We start from the raw sequence: 15,118 nt of genomic DNA, 5'->3' as shown, positions 1-15,118 counted from the left end.
TTGAATAAATTAATTAAATTCGTGATTAATGAGGAGGAAATAGCAAATGTCAAAGGTTATAGGTATTGATTTAGGAACAACTAATTCTTGTGTAGCTGTTATGGAAGGAGGAGAACCTGTAGTTATAGCAAACTCAGAAGGTGCAAGAACAACTCCTTCAGTAGTATCTTTCCAAGCTAATGGAGAAAGATTAGTTGGTCAAGTAGCTAAAAGACAAGCGATTACAAATCCAGATAAAACAATAATATCAATAAAGAGACATATGGGAACTAACCATAAGACTACTATTGATGGTAAGGACTATACTCCACAAGAAATATCAGCTATGGTTCTTCAAAAGATAAAGGCTGATGCAGAAGCTTACTTAGGAGAAACTGTAACTCAAGCAGTTATAACAGTTCCAGCATATTTCAATGACTCACAAAGACAAGCGACTAAAGATGCAGGTAAGATAGCTGGTCTTGAAGTTTTAAGAATAATAAACGAACCAACTGCAGCATCATTAGCTTATGGTCTTGATAAGACAGATCATAGCCATAAAATATTCGTTTATGACTTAGGTGGTGGTACTTTCGACGTATCAATACTTGAACTTGGAGATGGAGTATTTGAAGTTAAGGCAACAAATGGAGATACTCACCTTGGTGGAGATGACTTTGACCAAAAGATTATAGATTATATAGCAGCTGATTTTAAATCACAACATGGAATTGATTTAAGAAATGATAAGATGGCTTTACAAAGACTTAAAGAAGCAGCTGAAAAAGCTAAGATAGAGCTTTCGTCTTCAACTCAAACTATAATAAATCTTCCATTTATAACAGCTGATGCTACAGGCCCAAAGCATATTGAATTAACTCTTACAAGAGCTAAATTCAATGAAATAACTAATGATTTAGTTGAAAGAACAATAGAGCCAATGAGAAAAGCATTAGCTGACTCAGGATTAAGCTTAAATGATATAGACAAAATAGTTTTAGTTGGTGGTTCTACAAGAATACCAGCAGTTCAAGAAGCTGTTAAGAAATTTACAGGAAAAGAACCTTCAAAGGGAGTTAACCCAGATGAATGTGTTGCTGTAGGTGCTGCAATACAAGCTGGTGTATTAACTGGAGATGTTAAGGATGTATTACTTCTTGATGTAACTCCATTAAGCCTTGGTATTGAAACTTTAGGCGGAGTAGCAACTCCATTAATAGAAAGAAATACAACTATACCTACAAGAAAGAGTCAAGTATTCTCAACTGCAGCAGATAACCAAACATCAGTTGAAATACATGTTGTTCAAGGTGAAAGACAAATGGCAGCTGATAACAAGACTCTTGGTAGATTCACACTTTCAGGAATACTTCCAGCTAGAAGAGGAGTACCTCAAATAGAAGTTACTTTTGATATAGATGCTAATGGTATCGTAAAGGTATCTGCAGTTGATAAAGGAACTGGAAAAGAAGCTAATATAACTATAACAGCTTCAACTAACTTAAGTGATGACGAAATAGATAAGGCAGTTAAAGAAGCTGAAAGATTTGCAGAAGAAGATAAGAAGAGAAAAGAATCAATAGAAGTTAAAAACAATGCAGATCAAGTTGTATATCAAACAGAACAAACTTTAACTGAATTAGGTGATAAGGTTTCTGCTGAAGATAAAGCTAAGATACAAGCTAAACTTGAAGATGTTAAGAAGGTTAAAGATGGAGACGACATAGAAGCTATAAAGAAAGCTACAGAAGATTTAACTCAAGAATTCTATGCAATTTCATCAAAGATATACGGTGAGGCAAATGCACAAGGTGGTGCTGGATTTGATCCAAATGCTGCTAATGCAGGTGGAGCAAACACAGGAGCTGCTCATGATGACAATGTAGTAGATGCTGATTTTAAGGTTGATGAAGATAAATAGTTGTAACAAAGCGAGTATTTAATATATAATATGACAGGGAAGGCAACTCGTCTTCCCTTTAATATTATAACTTAGGTGGTGGAAATAATTGGCAGGGAAAGACTTTTACAGTGTACTTGGACTTGAAAAAGGTGCAAGTGATGATGAAATAAAAAAAGCATTTAGAAAGCAAGCTCTAAAATATCATCCAGATAGAAACCCTGGTGATCATGAGGCTGAAGAAAAATTTAAAGAATTAAATGAAGCTTACCAAGTTTTAAGTGATCCTCAGAAGAAAGCTCAGTATGACCAATTTGGAACAACAGACTTTAATGCTGGTGGTGGTGCATCAGGTTTTGATGGATTCGATTTTGGTGGTGGATTTGGCGATATATTTGAAAGCATCTTTGGTGGAGGTTTTGGTGGCGGCGGTGGTGCCAGAAGAAACGGTCCACAAAGAGGTAATGATATAGAATATACTCTTAATCTTTCTTTTGAAGAAGCTGTTTTTGGTATGGAAAAAGAGATATCTATAACTAGAAGTGAAAATTGTGAAACTTGTAGAGGTTCAGGAGCAAAACCAGGAACATCACCAAAGACATGTTCTAAATGTGGTGGAACTGGTCAAATAAGAGCACAAAGACAAACTCCTTTTGGTAACTTTGTTTCTCAATCCGCTTGTGACAAGTGTGGAGGAAAAGGTCATGTGATTGAAGATCCATGTCCAGAATGTAGAGGAAAAGGCAAAGTTAGAAAAACAAGAAAGATTAAAGTTAATGTTCCAGCAGGGGTTGATACAGGTAATGTAATGCCATTAAGAGGACAAGGAGAACATGGTTCAAACAATGGAACTCCTGGAGATTTGTATATAAGAATCAATGTGGCGCCTTCAAAGGTATTTAAGAGACAAGGTTTTGACATTTATTTGGATTATCATGTTGATATGATAAGAGCAACAATGGGAACAGAAATAAAGGTGCCTACTGTTGATGGAGATGTTAAGTACACAGTACCAGCTGGTACACAACCAGGAACGTTGTTTAGACTTAGGGGTAAAGGAGTTCCTAGAGTTAATTCATCAGGAAGAGGAGATCAATATGTAAATGTAATTGTTGATATTCCTAAGAGTCTTAACGATAAACAAAAAGAAGCTTTAAATATGTTCTTAGAAGCATCAGGAGAGAAAATTCAGCATGATTCTAATGAGAACAAAGATCATAAAGATAAAGATAAAAAAGGTTTTATGGGAAAAATATTCGGATAAACACCTTTTAAAAAGCCAAGAATACAAATTAGTATTCTTGGCTTTTAGATTTTTCCTCTGTTATAGCATCTCCTACCTAACCACTTAATTTAAACAGTATTCTTAATGTAAGTATTTAAAGAAAAGATCAGTTGAATAATTGGGTTTAGGGAGATAATGGGTGTTTGAATAAATTTATAGAAGAATGTTAGTATTTAATTCAGTGACTTCTAATTGATGCTTGAGTCTTAAGAATTCCATCTCTAAAACATCGATACTTTTTTCATATCTATCCTTATCGGCAGGATTTTTAGCATTAGCTAATAATTTTCCTAAATCGGACATTTTAGAATCAATTTCAATTATTCTTTTCATTGCTTCATAACAATTCATGTTATCTACCACCTATTACGAAATATTTACTTGTTATGATATGCAAAGAGTTATATAAAGGTGAGTTGTTTTTTGACAAGATTAAGTTACGAAAAGGTTTAAATGTGTGCTGTTTCGTAACGAAACGTATTTTTAAAACTCTCACGGTTTCTTGTGAGAGAATTTAAAAATGTAAATTTAAGAGGAAGTGGTTCATCTAAAGATGAATTACTTCTATCCGAAAACAATTTTTAAAACTCTCACGGTTTCTTGTGAGAGAATTTAAAAATATAAATTTAAGAGGAAGTGGTTCATCTATATATATTTACAGGAAGTATGGTAAAGTGTAAAATATATTAGTTGTGATAAGCTAATATTTTGTATTAAAATATTACATATGTTTTAAGTGGACAGTATATGTTCAAAATTATAGTAAAAGTATTTATTTATGTAATACTCGTTGAATATTCTATATTTAAGTACATTGTGTGTATTTTCAGGATGGAAAATATATTAACAAAAGCAAGAAAGGATTGATTTATATGAACGGAACATGGATAGAAATAAAGGTAATAAGTAAGAGTGAGGCTTTAGAGCCAGTTTCAGGTATATTTTATGGATTAGACTGTAAAGGAGTTGCGATTGAGGATCCAAATGACATATTAACAAGAGAGCAAGGCCCTCTTACATGGGATTTTGCAGACATAAATATATTAGAACATAAAGGGAAAGCTGCCGTTGTTAAGGGGTATTTTTCTGATGAAGATAATATCTCAGAAGTGGTTACATATATTAAAGAAAAACTTGTAGAACTTAAAGAGTGTGGAATAGATATAGGCGAGGGTGAAGTTATAGCAACTGAAATGAAGGAAGAAGACTGGGCTAATAACTGGAAGCAATATTATAAGCCTACTAAAATAGGTGATAGAATAGTGATAAAACCTATATGGGAACAGTATGAAAATACTGGCGATGATCTTGTAGTTGAAATTGATCCAGGAATGGCTTTTGGTACAGGAACACATGAAACTACAAGAATGTGTGTTGAGTCACTTGAAAAGAATGTAAAAGAAAATTCGGTAGTTTTTGATATAGGTACAGGATCAGGGATACTTGCAATAGTTGCATCTATGCTTGGTGCAAAACATGTTGTAGGGGTTGACCTTGATCCGGTAGCAGTAGACTCTGCAAAAGAAAACGTTGGTTTCAATAATTTAAATAATATTGAGATATTAGAAGGAAATCTTTTAGATGTAGTAAGCGGAAAAGCTGACATAGTTGTAGCAAACATAATAGCCGAGATAATATGCATACTTGTTGATGATGTTAAACAAGCAATGAATCAAGGTGGATTATTTATAACTTCAGGAATAATCCATGATAGAAGACAAATGGTTATAGATAAATTAGAAGCTTCAGGCTTTGAAGTTGTTGAAGTAAACAAAGATGGAGAATGGAACTGTATTGTAGCTAGAGTAAAATAGACTTTTAAGGAGAATGTGGAATGCATAAATTTTTCACACCAAAGGAGACCTTTACTGATACACATGCTATTATTTCTGGAGATGATGTAAAGCATATTTATAGAGTTCTAAGATTAGAAGCCGGAGAAAAGATAGCTATAAACAATTTAGAAGGTAAAGAGTACCTTGGAGAAATTGAAGAGATTACAAAACAATACGTTAAGGTTAAAATTGTTGAAGAATTAGGTTGTAATAATGAAAGTAATATAAATATCACATTGTTTCAAGGGTTACCTAAATCAACAAAGATGGATTTGATAGTACAAAAGTGCACTGAATTAGGTATAAGGAAAATTATTCCTTTAATTACTAATAGAGTAGATGTAAAGTTAAAGGGTGAATTTAAAAAGCTTGATAGACTGCATAGAATAGCATTAGAGGCGTCTAAGCAATCAAAGAGAACAATTATACCTGATATAGATGAGTCAGTTGAATTTGGCAGCATGATTGATATGCTAGGTAATATGGATATGATAGTAGTACCTTATGAGAATGCTACAGGCTATGGGATAAGAAATGCTATAAGTGAAATAGGTGATAAGACTATTAAGAATATAGCTATTGTTATAGGGCCTGAAGGCGGATTAGAAGAATATGAAATAGATAATCTTAAGAAAAGTGGAGCTCATATTGTGACTTTAGGACCGAGAATCTTAAGAACAGAGACTGCTGGATTTACAGCAGTATCTCTGTTGCAATATGAACTTGGAGATATAGGAGGAAATAATCAATGAAAGTAGCTTTTTCTACACTAGGTTGTAGGGTAAATCAATATGAATCAGAAGCTATGGCAGAAAAGTTTATAAGGGAAGGGTATGAAGTTGTTGATTTTGATACCTTTGCTGATGTATATGTAATAAATACATGTACTGTTACTAATATGGGGGATAAAAAATCAAGACAGATAATTGGTAGAGCTAGACGTGAAAATGAAGCAGCTACAATTGCAGTTGTTGGTTGTTACTCTCAAATCGCTCCTAATGAGGTTGGGGGAATAGAAGGGGTAGATGTTGTACTTGGTACAAGAAACAAAGGAGAGATAGTTTATTGGGTGAATAAAGCTATTGATGAAGGTAAACAACAAGTTCAAGTTTCACCTGTAATGAAGAATGATGTGTTTGAAGATTTAAATATAGAAGAATATCAAGATAAAACTAGAGCTTTTTTAAAGATACAAGATGGCTGTAATAGATTTTGTTCTTACTGCTTGATCCCGTATGCAAGAGGTGCTGTTTGTTCTAAGGATCCTGAAAAAGTAAAGGAAGAAGTACAGAAGCTTTCAGAGCATGGTTTTAAGGAAATAATACTATCAGGTATACATACTGCTTCATATGGAGTTGACCTAGAAGAAAATGTTACTTTAGTAGATATATTAGAGGTTATAGAATCTATAGATGGTATTGAGAGAGTAAGAATAGGATCAATAGATCCTACATTCTTTACTGAAGAAGTAGTGGCTCGTATATCAAAGCTAAAAAAACTATGCCATCATTTCCATCTATCCTTACAAAGTGGTTCAGATGAAACTTTAAGAAGAATGAATAGAAAGTATACAGCTAAAGACTATGAGAATATAGTTAATATATTAAGAAATTCTTTTGCTGATGTATCTATAACTACAGATGTGATTGTTGGTTTCCCAGGTGAGTCTGAGGAGGAGTTTAAAGAAACTTATGGATTCCTAAAAGATATTAAACTAACAAAAACTCATGTATTCAAATACAGCCCAAGAAAGGGTACAAGGGCTGCATCAATGGAGAAACAAGTTGACGGAAATATTAAAGAAGAAAGAAGTAAACTTCTAATTGATTTAAATGAATATAATGAAGGTAAATTTACTGAAGGCTTAATAGGAACAGAGCAAAAAGTATTATTTGAACAGGCAGTTCAATCAATGGAAGGATATTATGAAGGATATACTGAGAACTATGTAAAAGTAGTTGCAAAATTTGATTGTGATTCTGTGATAGGTAAGATAATGCCAACAAAGCTTTTGGAAAGTAAAAATGATTATGCTATCGGAGAAATAATATAATTTTTGTTTAGAATATTATGGTTAAATTACTCTTTTTAGTGGTAAGATATATATATATATAATTACAAATGGTAAGTGTATTTGTAATTTTTTATTCTTTAAGAATTTATACCTCAAGTATATCTGTGGATAAACTTGAGTGACGACTTTAAACATTATATAATTCAAAGAATAAAAAAGAAGAATATGTCGCCTGCCAGATTTTCCTCATATGTATTCGGAAAGGCAGATGCGCAAAAAAACTCACTGAAGAAGTTCGCTTCAGCGACTTTTTTAAAGGAGGTGAATTATTATGGAAAATTGTATCTTTTGTAAAATAGCAAAAGGTGAGATACCTTCAAAAAAAATATATGAAGACAAAGATGTGATAGCTTTCAATGATATTAGTCCTGAGGCTCCAATTCACTTTCTAGTGATTCCTAAAAAACATATAGAAAGTGTTAATCATATTGATGATGAAAGCACTAAAGTGATTGCACATATATTCAGCGTTATTAATAAACTAGTAAGAGAGCTTAACATAGCAGATTCTGGATATAGAATTGTTAATAACTGTGGTAAGGATGGAGGACAAACAGTTAATCACATGCATTTTCATGTGTTAGGTGGAAGAGAATTAAAATGGCCTCCAGGTTAAAAACTAGCTAAAATTAGCGATGAAATTCTTGACAGTATTGAAAACTCTATTGTATAATATAGCGTGTGTTGTTAAGCCCACAGCTGTGATATATTAAAACAGTATATAGCTAGCGGAGGGAGGGAAAAAAGGAATGTCAGAAATTAGAGTAAGAGAAAACGAATCATTAGATCAAGCACTTAGAAGATTTAAAAGACAATGTGCTAGAGCGGGTGTTCTTTCTGAAGTTAGAAAAAGAGAACACTATGAAAAGCCAAGTGTAAAGAGAAAGAAGAAGTCAGAAGCTGCTAGAAAAAGAAAGTTTAAGTAAGAATTTCTTTGGAAGAAGGTAGAATGATGCCAACAATAAAAGAAAGACTTCAAGAAGACTGGAAGCAAGCCTTAAAGGCGAGAGATAAATTTAAAGCTGAAACATTAAGCACTGCTAGGTCTGCAGTACTTTTAGTTGAAAAAACTGAAGTAGTACAGCTTGAGGACGAACGAGTTATAGAGATTCTATCTAGAGAAGTCAAGCAAAGAAGAGAGTCTATGCTTGAATTCGAAAAGGGAAATAGACAAGATCTTGTAGACAAAGTAAATGCTGAAATCCAGATTTTGTTAAATTACCTTCCTCAGCAGTTAAGTGAAGACGAAATTTTAGAAATCATCAGAGAAGCAGCTATCGAAGTGGGCGCGAATAACATGAAAGACATGGGTAAGGTTATGTCAGCGGTAAGACCTAAAGTAGTAGGTAGAGCTGATGGTAAACTTGTTAGTCAAATGGTAAAAGATTATTTAAATAAATAAGAAAGAACTCAATTTGAGTTCTTTTTTGTTTTTTTACCCTTAAACCTTGAATAGTAGTAAAACAAATTTAATAATGATTTTAAAAAGTAAATAGCATTTAACTAAACTCTATACCTTTTGATTATATTAGCATAATTAAAAGGTATAGAGTTTTTTTACTGTATAGGAAATTATATCTCAATTATATCTGTGGATAATTATGCGAACAGACTTAAGACATAGTATAAAGTTAAAGAATAAAAAAAGAAGAATATGTCGCCTGTAAGATTCTTCACATACGCTTAAGAAAAGGCAGATGCGCAAAAAAGTACTAAAGAAGATCGCTTTAGCAAATTTTTATGTTAACATACATTTTCGAAATCCAAGATATAAAATTAGCATTTATGAAGCGTTCAACTCATAAACTAATATGAAAGTACTTATCGGGAGTTTTATGAATGGAGAGTAAAATAGATAAAGTTAAAGAGGGACTGGCGGAAAAACTAGACTTGCCGCGTGATATCGTGCTTAATATTCCTAAAATAGTTATAACTGGTGATAATGAGATCATTATTGAAAATCATAAAGGAATAATATCCTTTGATAGTAGTGAAATAAAAATAAATTCCAAAGTAGGAACAATCACATTAGATGGAGTGAATCTAGAAATTTTATTTATAGGAGGAAATACAATAACTATAAGTGGTAAATTTAAATCTTTAATATATGAGGGGTTATGATGATATGGATTTTAAAAAGTACAGTAAAGGTATAGTAAAGCTTGAGGTTAAGGTTTTATATCCTGAGAAATTTATAAATCTTTTATGGAAAAATGGTATACTTGCTAAAAATATTCAAAAGATAGATATTTCAACTATAACTATTGAGGTAGAATTAAATGATTATAATGCAGTCTTAGAATGTGCCAAAAAAGTAAAGGCGCGAGTTAAAGTGATAGGTAGAAAAGGAATTACATTTTTACTTTTAAGGATGAAAAAAAGAGGCACATTGATGGCGGGGGCAGTTCTATTTTTAGCAATATTATTTTATCTCTCAACATACATATGGAGTGTTCAGGTTGACACTGGTAAGTATTTATCACCTTATGAAATAAGACAACAGTTGGCAAGGCTTGGTATTAAACCAGGGGTAAGGAAGTCTTTAGTAGATTTTAGAGATTTGGAAAAGAAACTGGAAGATGGAAATGGGGAGATAATGTGGGTGAGAGCTAGAATAGAAGGATCAACTTTGAAGATTAAAGTTGAGGAAAAAATAAACCCTCCAGAGATAGTAAAAAACGTTAATGAAAATGATGTTGTAGCAAAAATGGATGGAGAAGTAGTTAGAGTTTATACGACCTCTGGTACTGCGGCGGTTAATCAAGGAGAATTAGTAAAAAAGGGACAAGTTCTTATAAAGGGGATACAAGGAAAAGAAGGTGCTGAATATAAAGTGAATGCTGATGGAAAAGTTCTTGCAAACACTTTCTACGAGAAAATAATTGAGTTGCAGGTAAGTGGAAATGTAGAAGAAAGGACTGGTAATAAACAGGAAGATTTATATATTGAATTGTTCGGTAAGAAAATTTATCTAAAAAAACCTACAAAAGAATTTAGTGACTATGATAAAATAGAAAATAAGGGTAAAATATTAAATAAAGTAGTATATTATGAGAAAAGTTCTAAACCTATAAGTGAAGACAAGGAGAGTATGATAGAAAAGGCCTCAAATACTTTATATGATGCTATAATGAAGGATATTGATAAACAAGGTAAGTTTGTAAAAAAACTAGTAAACACAGAGGATATTGGAGAGGGAAAGATTAGACTTAAAGTAGCTGTAGTCATAGAACAGAATATAGCTATGAAACCATAAACTAAAAAAGGATGTAAAGTGGTTAACTGAAAATAAGCCTAATAAGAAGGTGTGATTTTGAGCAGAGAAAGAAAATTTATTATTAAATTTATAAAAAACCCTAAAAGAATAATTATGTTTACATTAACCTTTATAATAGTATATCTATGCACTATATCTTCTCTTGTAACAAAAAAATATGATTTAAGAGAGGGAGATATTTCAAAAGTAGATATAAAAGCTCCGAGGGAGATAGTTGATCAAGATGCAACTGCAAAGAGGCAACAATCAGAGGCTGATAAGTATGGACAACAGTATACCTTAAAAACGGATATACAGAAGGATGCTGAAGATAATGTAAGAACTTTTTTTAATAAAATAAGCACGCTAAAGGATTCTGCTATACCCGATGCAGAGAAGATAAATCAGGTCAGTAAATTAGAGACTGTTAAACTTGACAATGATGAAATAGGCAGCTTAATAGCTTTACCAAAAGAAAATATAAAGTCAATATCTGATTTGGTAATATCGGGTTTGGAGAAGGCTTATGAGAAGAATATACAAGAGGATCAACCTTCAGACTTGCAGAATGCAAGGAGTATATTTGACAATGAAATATCAAATTCTAATTATAATAGAAATGTAAAGGATATTTTAAAGAACATAGGTTATTATCAAATTAAAGCTAATCTGTTTTTTGATAAGGATAAGACTGAAGAAAAGAAGAAGGAAGCAATTAAGGAAGTTGCGCCTATTGTTATAAAAAAGAATCAGACTATCATAAAAGAAGGAGAGCCGGCAACAGAAGATCAGATAAAGATATTAGGCTCGCTTGGCCTACTTAACAACTCAGGGATAAATATAATTATATATCTGTCTACTGCAGTATTTGTTGCAGCTATATTATCTCTACAATATAGATATTTAAACAAATACTATAAGAATATATATGAGGATAATAGTAAGTTGCTGCTTATTAATATAGTTAATATAACCTCATTGATATTAGCGAGGACTTTAGCTATAATATCACCATTTTTAATACCATTAGCTTGTGCTCCGATACTGTTAACTTTACTTATAAACTATAAGGTATCCTTAGTTTTAAGTTTGTTCAATTGCATACTTATAGCTGGGGCTGTAAACTTTAATCCAGAGGTTATAGTGTTAGCAGCTTTAAATTCAATTATTGGGGCTACATCATTAAGAAAGATAGAACAGAGAAACGACATATTATATTCAACTCTATTCTTGTCGATTATTGTTGCTATTGTATCCTTTACCCAAGGAATGATACTTTCAAATAATATTTTAGATGTGTTGTTGAAATCAGGTTTTGTTATCATAGGATGCTTATTTTCAGGGGTTATGGCAGTAGGATTGTTGCCTTTCTTCGAAAGTACCTTTGATGTGGTAACTACAGTTAAGCTTTTAGAGCTTTCAAACCCTAACAATCCTCTCTTAAAGAAGCTGCTTATGGAGGCACCAGGAACGTATCATCATAGCATGATGGTTGCCAATCTATCTGAAGTAGCAGCAGAAGAGGTTGGGGGGAATCCAGTGTTAGCTAGAATTGGATCTTATTATCACGATGTAGGAAAAACCAGAAGGCCATACTTTTTTAAAGAAAATCAAATTGGTAAAGAAAATCCTCATGATAAAATAACTCCAAATTTGAGTACACTCATAATAATCTCACATGTAAAAGACGGGTTAGAACTAGCACGAGAATATAATCTTCCACAGGTCATAAGGGATATAATTGAACAACACCATGGAACAACTTTAGTTAAATATTTTTATGTAACTATGAAAAATAATGCTGAAAATTCTGATGAAATAAAAGAAGAAGATTTTAGGTATCCAGGACCAAAGCCAGAGAGCAAGGAAGCTGGAATAATAATGCTCGCTGATAGTGTTGAAGCTTCAGTTAGATCAATAAGCGATCCTACAAAGGGCAAGATAGAAGAGATGGTAAATAAGATAGTAAAAGATAAATTGTTCTCTGGGGAACTTGACAACTGTGATCTTACCCTTAAAGATATTAATAAAATTTCTAAGTGCTTTTTAAAAGTACTAAATGGAATATACCATCAGAGAATAGAATACCCAACAGAGAAAGATAAGCTTTAATTTAATATATGAAAAAGAATAAATAACTAGACTTAATATAAAGTGATTTACGGAGTGATAATATGATTTTCATAGATGATAGACAAGATAAGATGTCAGTAGATAGTGATTTTGAAAAAATAATTGAGGAAGTAATACTAACAGCTCTTAAAGAAGAGTTGGTAGATAAAGCTTGTGAGATAAGCGTGATTTTTGTAGATAATGATTCTATTAGAGAAATAAACAAGGAAACTAGGAATATAGATAGAGAAACAGATGTACTTTCTTTTCCGATGTTAGATTATCCTAAAGGGAAAGTATACAAGGATGTTTACTTAAATTATAACTTTGATGCATCTTTCTTTAATGAAGGAGATCTAGTTTTAGGTGATGTGGTTCTGTCTTTGGAGAAGGCAAAGGAACAAAGTGAAGATTTTAATCACTCCTTTACAAGAGAATGCTGCTATTTAGTAGTTCATTCTATTTTGCACCTTTTAGGATATGATCATATGGCAGAAGATGAAAAAAAGATTATGAGAGAAAGAGAAGAAAGCATACTTGGAAAATTAAATATAACTAGAGAGGTTTAATAGGGGAAAATATGAAGGTAAGAAAATTGGTTGATAGCTTCAATTATGCAATTAACGGTATTATACATTCAGTAAGGACCCAAAGGAATATGAGGATTCATATAGCAGTAGCCCTTGTGGTTCTTACTGCTTGTTTTATATATGATATTAAGAAGTTCGAATTCCTTATTTTAGCAGTAACAATAACTATGGTTATTGCAGCAGAGCTCATGAATACAGCCATAGAGCATGTTGTTGATATGACTACAAATTATTATCATCCACTAGCAAAGCTTGCGAAAAATGCAGCAGCAGGTGGAGTATTAGTTACAGCAATAAATGCTATTTTGGTTGGGTATGTGATATTTTGGGATAAACTTACCAATGTGACATATCATACAATCGGAATGATAAGGCAGTCAGAACCATATACTATTTTTATAGTTTTAGTAATTGTATGCCTGATGACAATAGCTGCTAAAGCTTTTTTTGGAGAAGGTACTCCTCTTAAAGGTGGAATGCCTAGTGGGCATAGTGCACTGGCATTTTCGCTGGCTACTGCTATAGCCTTAATAACTGAGGAACCTTTGTGTATTATGCTTAGCTACTTAATGGCTTTTATAACTGCCCAGAGCAGAGTGGATTCAGAAGTTCATAGTATATGGGAAGTCATTGTGGGAGCCGTATTTGGTACTTTTCTAACTTTAATTGTATTTAAACTATTTAATTAAATTTCTGTAAGGAAATCCTCTAGCTTGTAAATAATATTAATAGTGCTATAATTTATTTTGCACCAAAAAACAATTGGGGGTAATAAAAAATGTATGAAGAACTTATAAAAGCAGCTATAAATGCGAGAAGTAAGGCTTATGCACCTTATTCAAACTTCCCTGTGGGAGCAGCTATAATGAGTGATGGAAAAATCTTTGAAGGATGCAATATTGAGAACGCTTCTTTTGGAGCTACTAATTGTGCCGAAAGAACTGCTATATTTAAAGCTGTTTCTGAAGGACATCAAGTAATAGAGGCTGTGGCAGTTATTGGAGATGTAAATGCTTTTACATATCCTTGTGGAATATGCAGACAGGTTATTGCTGAATTTGCAAAAGATAAAGAGATCCCTATTATAATAATCAAAAATGAGAAAGAATATATAGTGAAGACTTTAGAGGACATACTACCAGGTATATTTTCAAAAGAAGACTTAAATAAATAACTAGGAGGACAAATGTTTAAATCAGGATATATAACTATTGTAGGTAGACCAAATGTGGGGAAATCTACGCTTTTAAATCACCTAATGGGAGAAAAATTATCAATAGTCTCCAACAAACCGCAAACAACTAGAAACAACATCAAGACTATATTAACAGCAGAGGATTATCAAATGATATTCGTTGATACTCCTGGAATGCATAAACCTAAACATAAATTAGGTGAATATATGATGACTTCAGCTAAAGAATCTTTAAATGAAGTTGATTTAGTTTTATTTTTAATTACTCCAGATGTAGAAATTGGCAGAGGAGATTCATATATTATTGAGGGCTTAAAGGATATAAAAGCTCCAGTTATTCTAGTTGTAAATAAGGTGGATGAAAATACAAAGGAAAGAGTTGCAGAGACTCTAAAAAATTATTCGGAAACAATGAGTTTCGCAGAGATAATACCAATATCAGCTCTTAAAGGAAAAAATACAAGTACTCTTTTAGACCTAATTGTGAAATACTTACCAGAAGGACCGAAATTCTATCCGGAAGATATGATTACTGATGTGCAGGAGAGATTTGTAATTTCTGAAATAGTTAGAGAAAAGGCACTTAGAACTTTAAATGAGGAAGTTCCTCATGGAATAGCGGTTGATATAATACAAATGAAACAAAATGAACGAGGCTTATATAATATAGAGGTTGATCTAATCTGTGAAAAAGATTCCCATAAAGGAATAATCATAGGTAAGAATGGTCAAACGCTAAAAAGAATAGGTGAAAGTGCTAGATATGAAATTGAGAAGTTTTTAAGAGAAAGAGTAAACTTAAAGATTTGGGTTAAGGTAAGAAAAGAATGGAGAGATAACCCTTTATTTTTAAGAGAACTTGGATATAAGAAAAAATAAGTAGGAGATGAGG

The 15,118-nt window shown here is 32.4% G+C and carries 16 protein-coding genes; 15 read left to right on the top strand and 1 reads right to left on the bottom strand.

The window, feature by feature from the left end; all coding sequences use genetic code 11:
• The first annotated feature begins 46 nt into the window (after positions 1–46).
• Both dnaK and dnaJ read left to right on the top strand, forming a co-directional pair.
• Entirely contained in the window at positions 47–1,900 is a 1,854-nt protein-coding gene (gene dnaK, locus bsdtw1_RS15380; protein ID WP_183278440.1) for a molecular chaperone DnaK, read from the top strand.
• 88 nt (positions 1,901–1,988) lie between these two features.
• Positions 1,989–3,143: a molecular chaperone DnaJ gene (gene dnaJ, locus bsdtw1_RS15375; RefSeq protein WP_183278439.1), complete on the top strand. Its 1,155-nt coding sequence runs from the start codon at positions 1,989–1,991 to the stop codon at positions 3,141–3,143.
• A gap of 174 nt (positions 3,144–3,317) precedes the next feature.
• On the opposite strand, the gene bsdtw1_RS15370 is transcribed toward dnaJ, so the two are convergent.
• Positions 3,318–3,515 (bottom strand): hypothetical protein, encoded by a 198-nt coding sequence (locus bsdtw1_RS15370; RefSeq protein ID WP_183278438.1) that lies wholly within the window; start codon positions 3,513–3,515, stop codon positions 3,318–3,320.
• A 521-nt stretch (positions 3,516–4,036) separates the two neighbouring features.
• On the opposite strand from bsdtw1_RS15370, the gene prmA reads away from it, so the two are divergent.
• The 13 genes from prmA (at position 4,037) to era (ending at position 15,105) form a co-directional block, all read left to right on the top strand.
• Complete coding sequence (gene prmA / locus bsdtw1_RS15365) at positions 4,037–4,978, top strand: 50S ribosomal protein L11 methyltransferase (protein ID WP_183278437.1); 942 nt, start codon at positions 4,037–4,039, stop codon at positions 4,976–4,978.
• Between the two features lie 20 nt (positions 4,979–4,998).
• Positions 4,999–5,751, top strand: a complete 753-nt coding sequence (locus tag bsdtw1_RS15360; protein ID WP_183278436.1) for an RsmE family RNA methyltransferase — start codon at positions 4,999–5,001, stop codon at positions 5,749–5,751.
• On the top strand, positions 5,748–7,052 hold the full coding sequence (mtaB, locus tag bsdtw1_RS15355) for a tRNA (N(6)-L-threonylcarbamoyladenosine(37)-C(2))-methylthiotransferase MtaB (protein ID WP_183278435.1): 1,305 nt from the start codon (positions 5,748–5,750) through the stop codon (positions 7,050–7,052). The genes bsdtw1_RS15360 and mtaB overlap by 4 nt, the downstream gene beginning before the upstream one ends.
• A 292-nt stretch (positions 7,053–7,344) precedes the next feature.
• Entirely contained in the window at positions 7,345–7,689 is a 345-nt protein-coding gene (locus bsdtw1_RS15350; protein ID WP_183278434.1) for a histidine triad nucleotide-binding protein, read from the top strand.
• A gap of 133 nt (positions 7,690–7,822) precedes the next feature.
• Positions 7,823–7,999: a 30S ribosomal protein S21 gene (gene rpsU / locus bsdtw1_RS15345; RefSeq protein ID WP_072897356.1), complete on the top strand. Its 177-nt coding sequence runs from the start codon at positions 7,823–7,825 to the stop codon at positions 7,997–7,999.
• 26 nt (positions 8,000–8,025) lie between these two features.
• Positions 8,026–8,475, top strand: coding sequence for a GatB/YqeY domain-containing protein (locus tag bsdtw1_RS15340; protein ID WP_183278433.1), 450 nt, complete (start codon positions 8,026–8,028; stop codon positions 8,473–8,475).
• 437 nt (positions 8,476–8,912) lie between these two features.
• Positions 8,913–9,194, top strand: a complete 282-nt coding sequence (gene yqfC, locus bsdtw1_RS15335; protein ID WP_183278432.1) for a sporulation protein YqfC — start codon at positions 8,913–8,915, stop codon at positions 9,192–9,194.
• A gap of 4 nt (positions 9,195–9,198) precedes the next feature.
• Entirely contained in the window at positions 9,199–10,329 is a 1,131-nt protein-coding gene (gene yqfD, locus bsdtw1_RS15330; RefSeq protein WP_183278431.1) for a sporulation protein YqfD, read from the top strand.
• Between the two features lie 57 nt (positions 10,330–10,386).
• Positions 10,387–12,441 carry an HD family phosphohydrolase gene (locus bsdtw1_RS15325; RefSeq protein ID WP_443092661.1) on the top strand — a complete coding sequence of 685 codons (2,055 nt, stop codon included), beginning with the start codon at positions 10,387–10,389 and terminating at the stop codon, positions 12,439–12,441.
• A gap of 62 nt (positions 12,442–12,503) precedes the next feature.
• The gene (ybeY, locus tag bsdtw1_RS15320; RefSeq protein ID WP_183278430.1) at positions 12,504–13,010 is read left to right on the top strand and encodes an rRNA maturation RNase YbeY; all 507 of its coding nucleotides are present in this window, start codon (positions 12,504–12,506) and stop codon (positions 13,008–13,010) included.
• 11 nt (positions 13,011–13,021) lie between these two features.
• Positions 13,022–13,720: a diacylglycerol kinase gene (locus bsdtw1_RS15315; protein WP_183278429.1), complete on the top strand. Its 699-nt coding sequence runs from the start codon at positions 13,022–13,024 to the stop codon at positions 13,718–13,720.
• An 89-nt stretch (positions 13,721–13,809) separates the two neighbouring features.
• The gene (locus bsdtw1_RS15310; RefSeq protein WP_183278428.1) at positions 13,810–14,205 is read left to right on the top strand and encodes a cytidine deaminase; all 396 of its coding nucleotides are present in this window, start codon (positions 13,810–13,812) and stop codon (positions 14,203–14,205) included.
• Positions 14,206–14,217: 12 nt separating this feature from the next.
• Complete coding sequence (gene era, locus bsdtw1_RS15305; protein WP_183278427.1) at positions 14,218–15,105, top strand: GTPase Era; 888 nt, start codon at positions 14,218–14,220, stop codon at positions 15,103–15,105.
• Positions 15,106–15,118 lie beyond the last annotated feature (13 nt).

It is taken from the genome of Clostridium fungisolvens (genome assembly GCF_014193895.1).
Taxonomy (GTDB): domain Bacteria; phylum Bacillota; class Clostridia; order Clostridiales; family Clostridiaceae; genus Clostridium_AR; species Clostridium_AR fungisolvens.
Note: the sequence above shows the minus strand (reverse complement) of the source record. Positions and strands in the feature narration are given on the sequence as shown.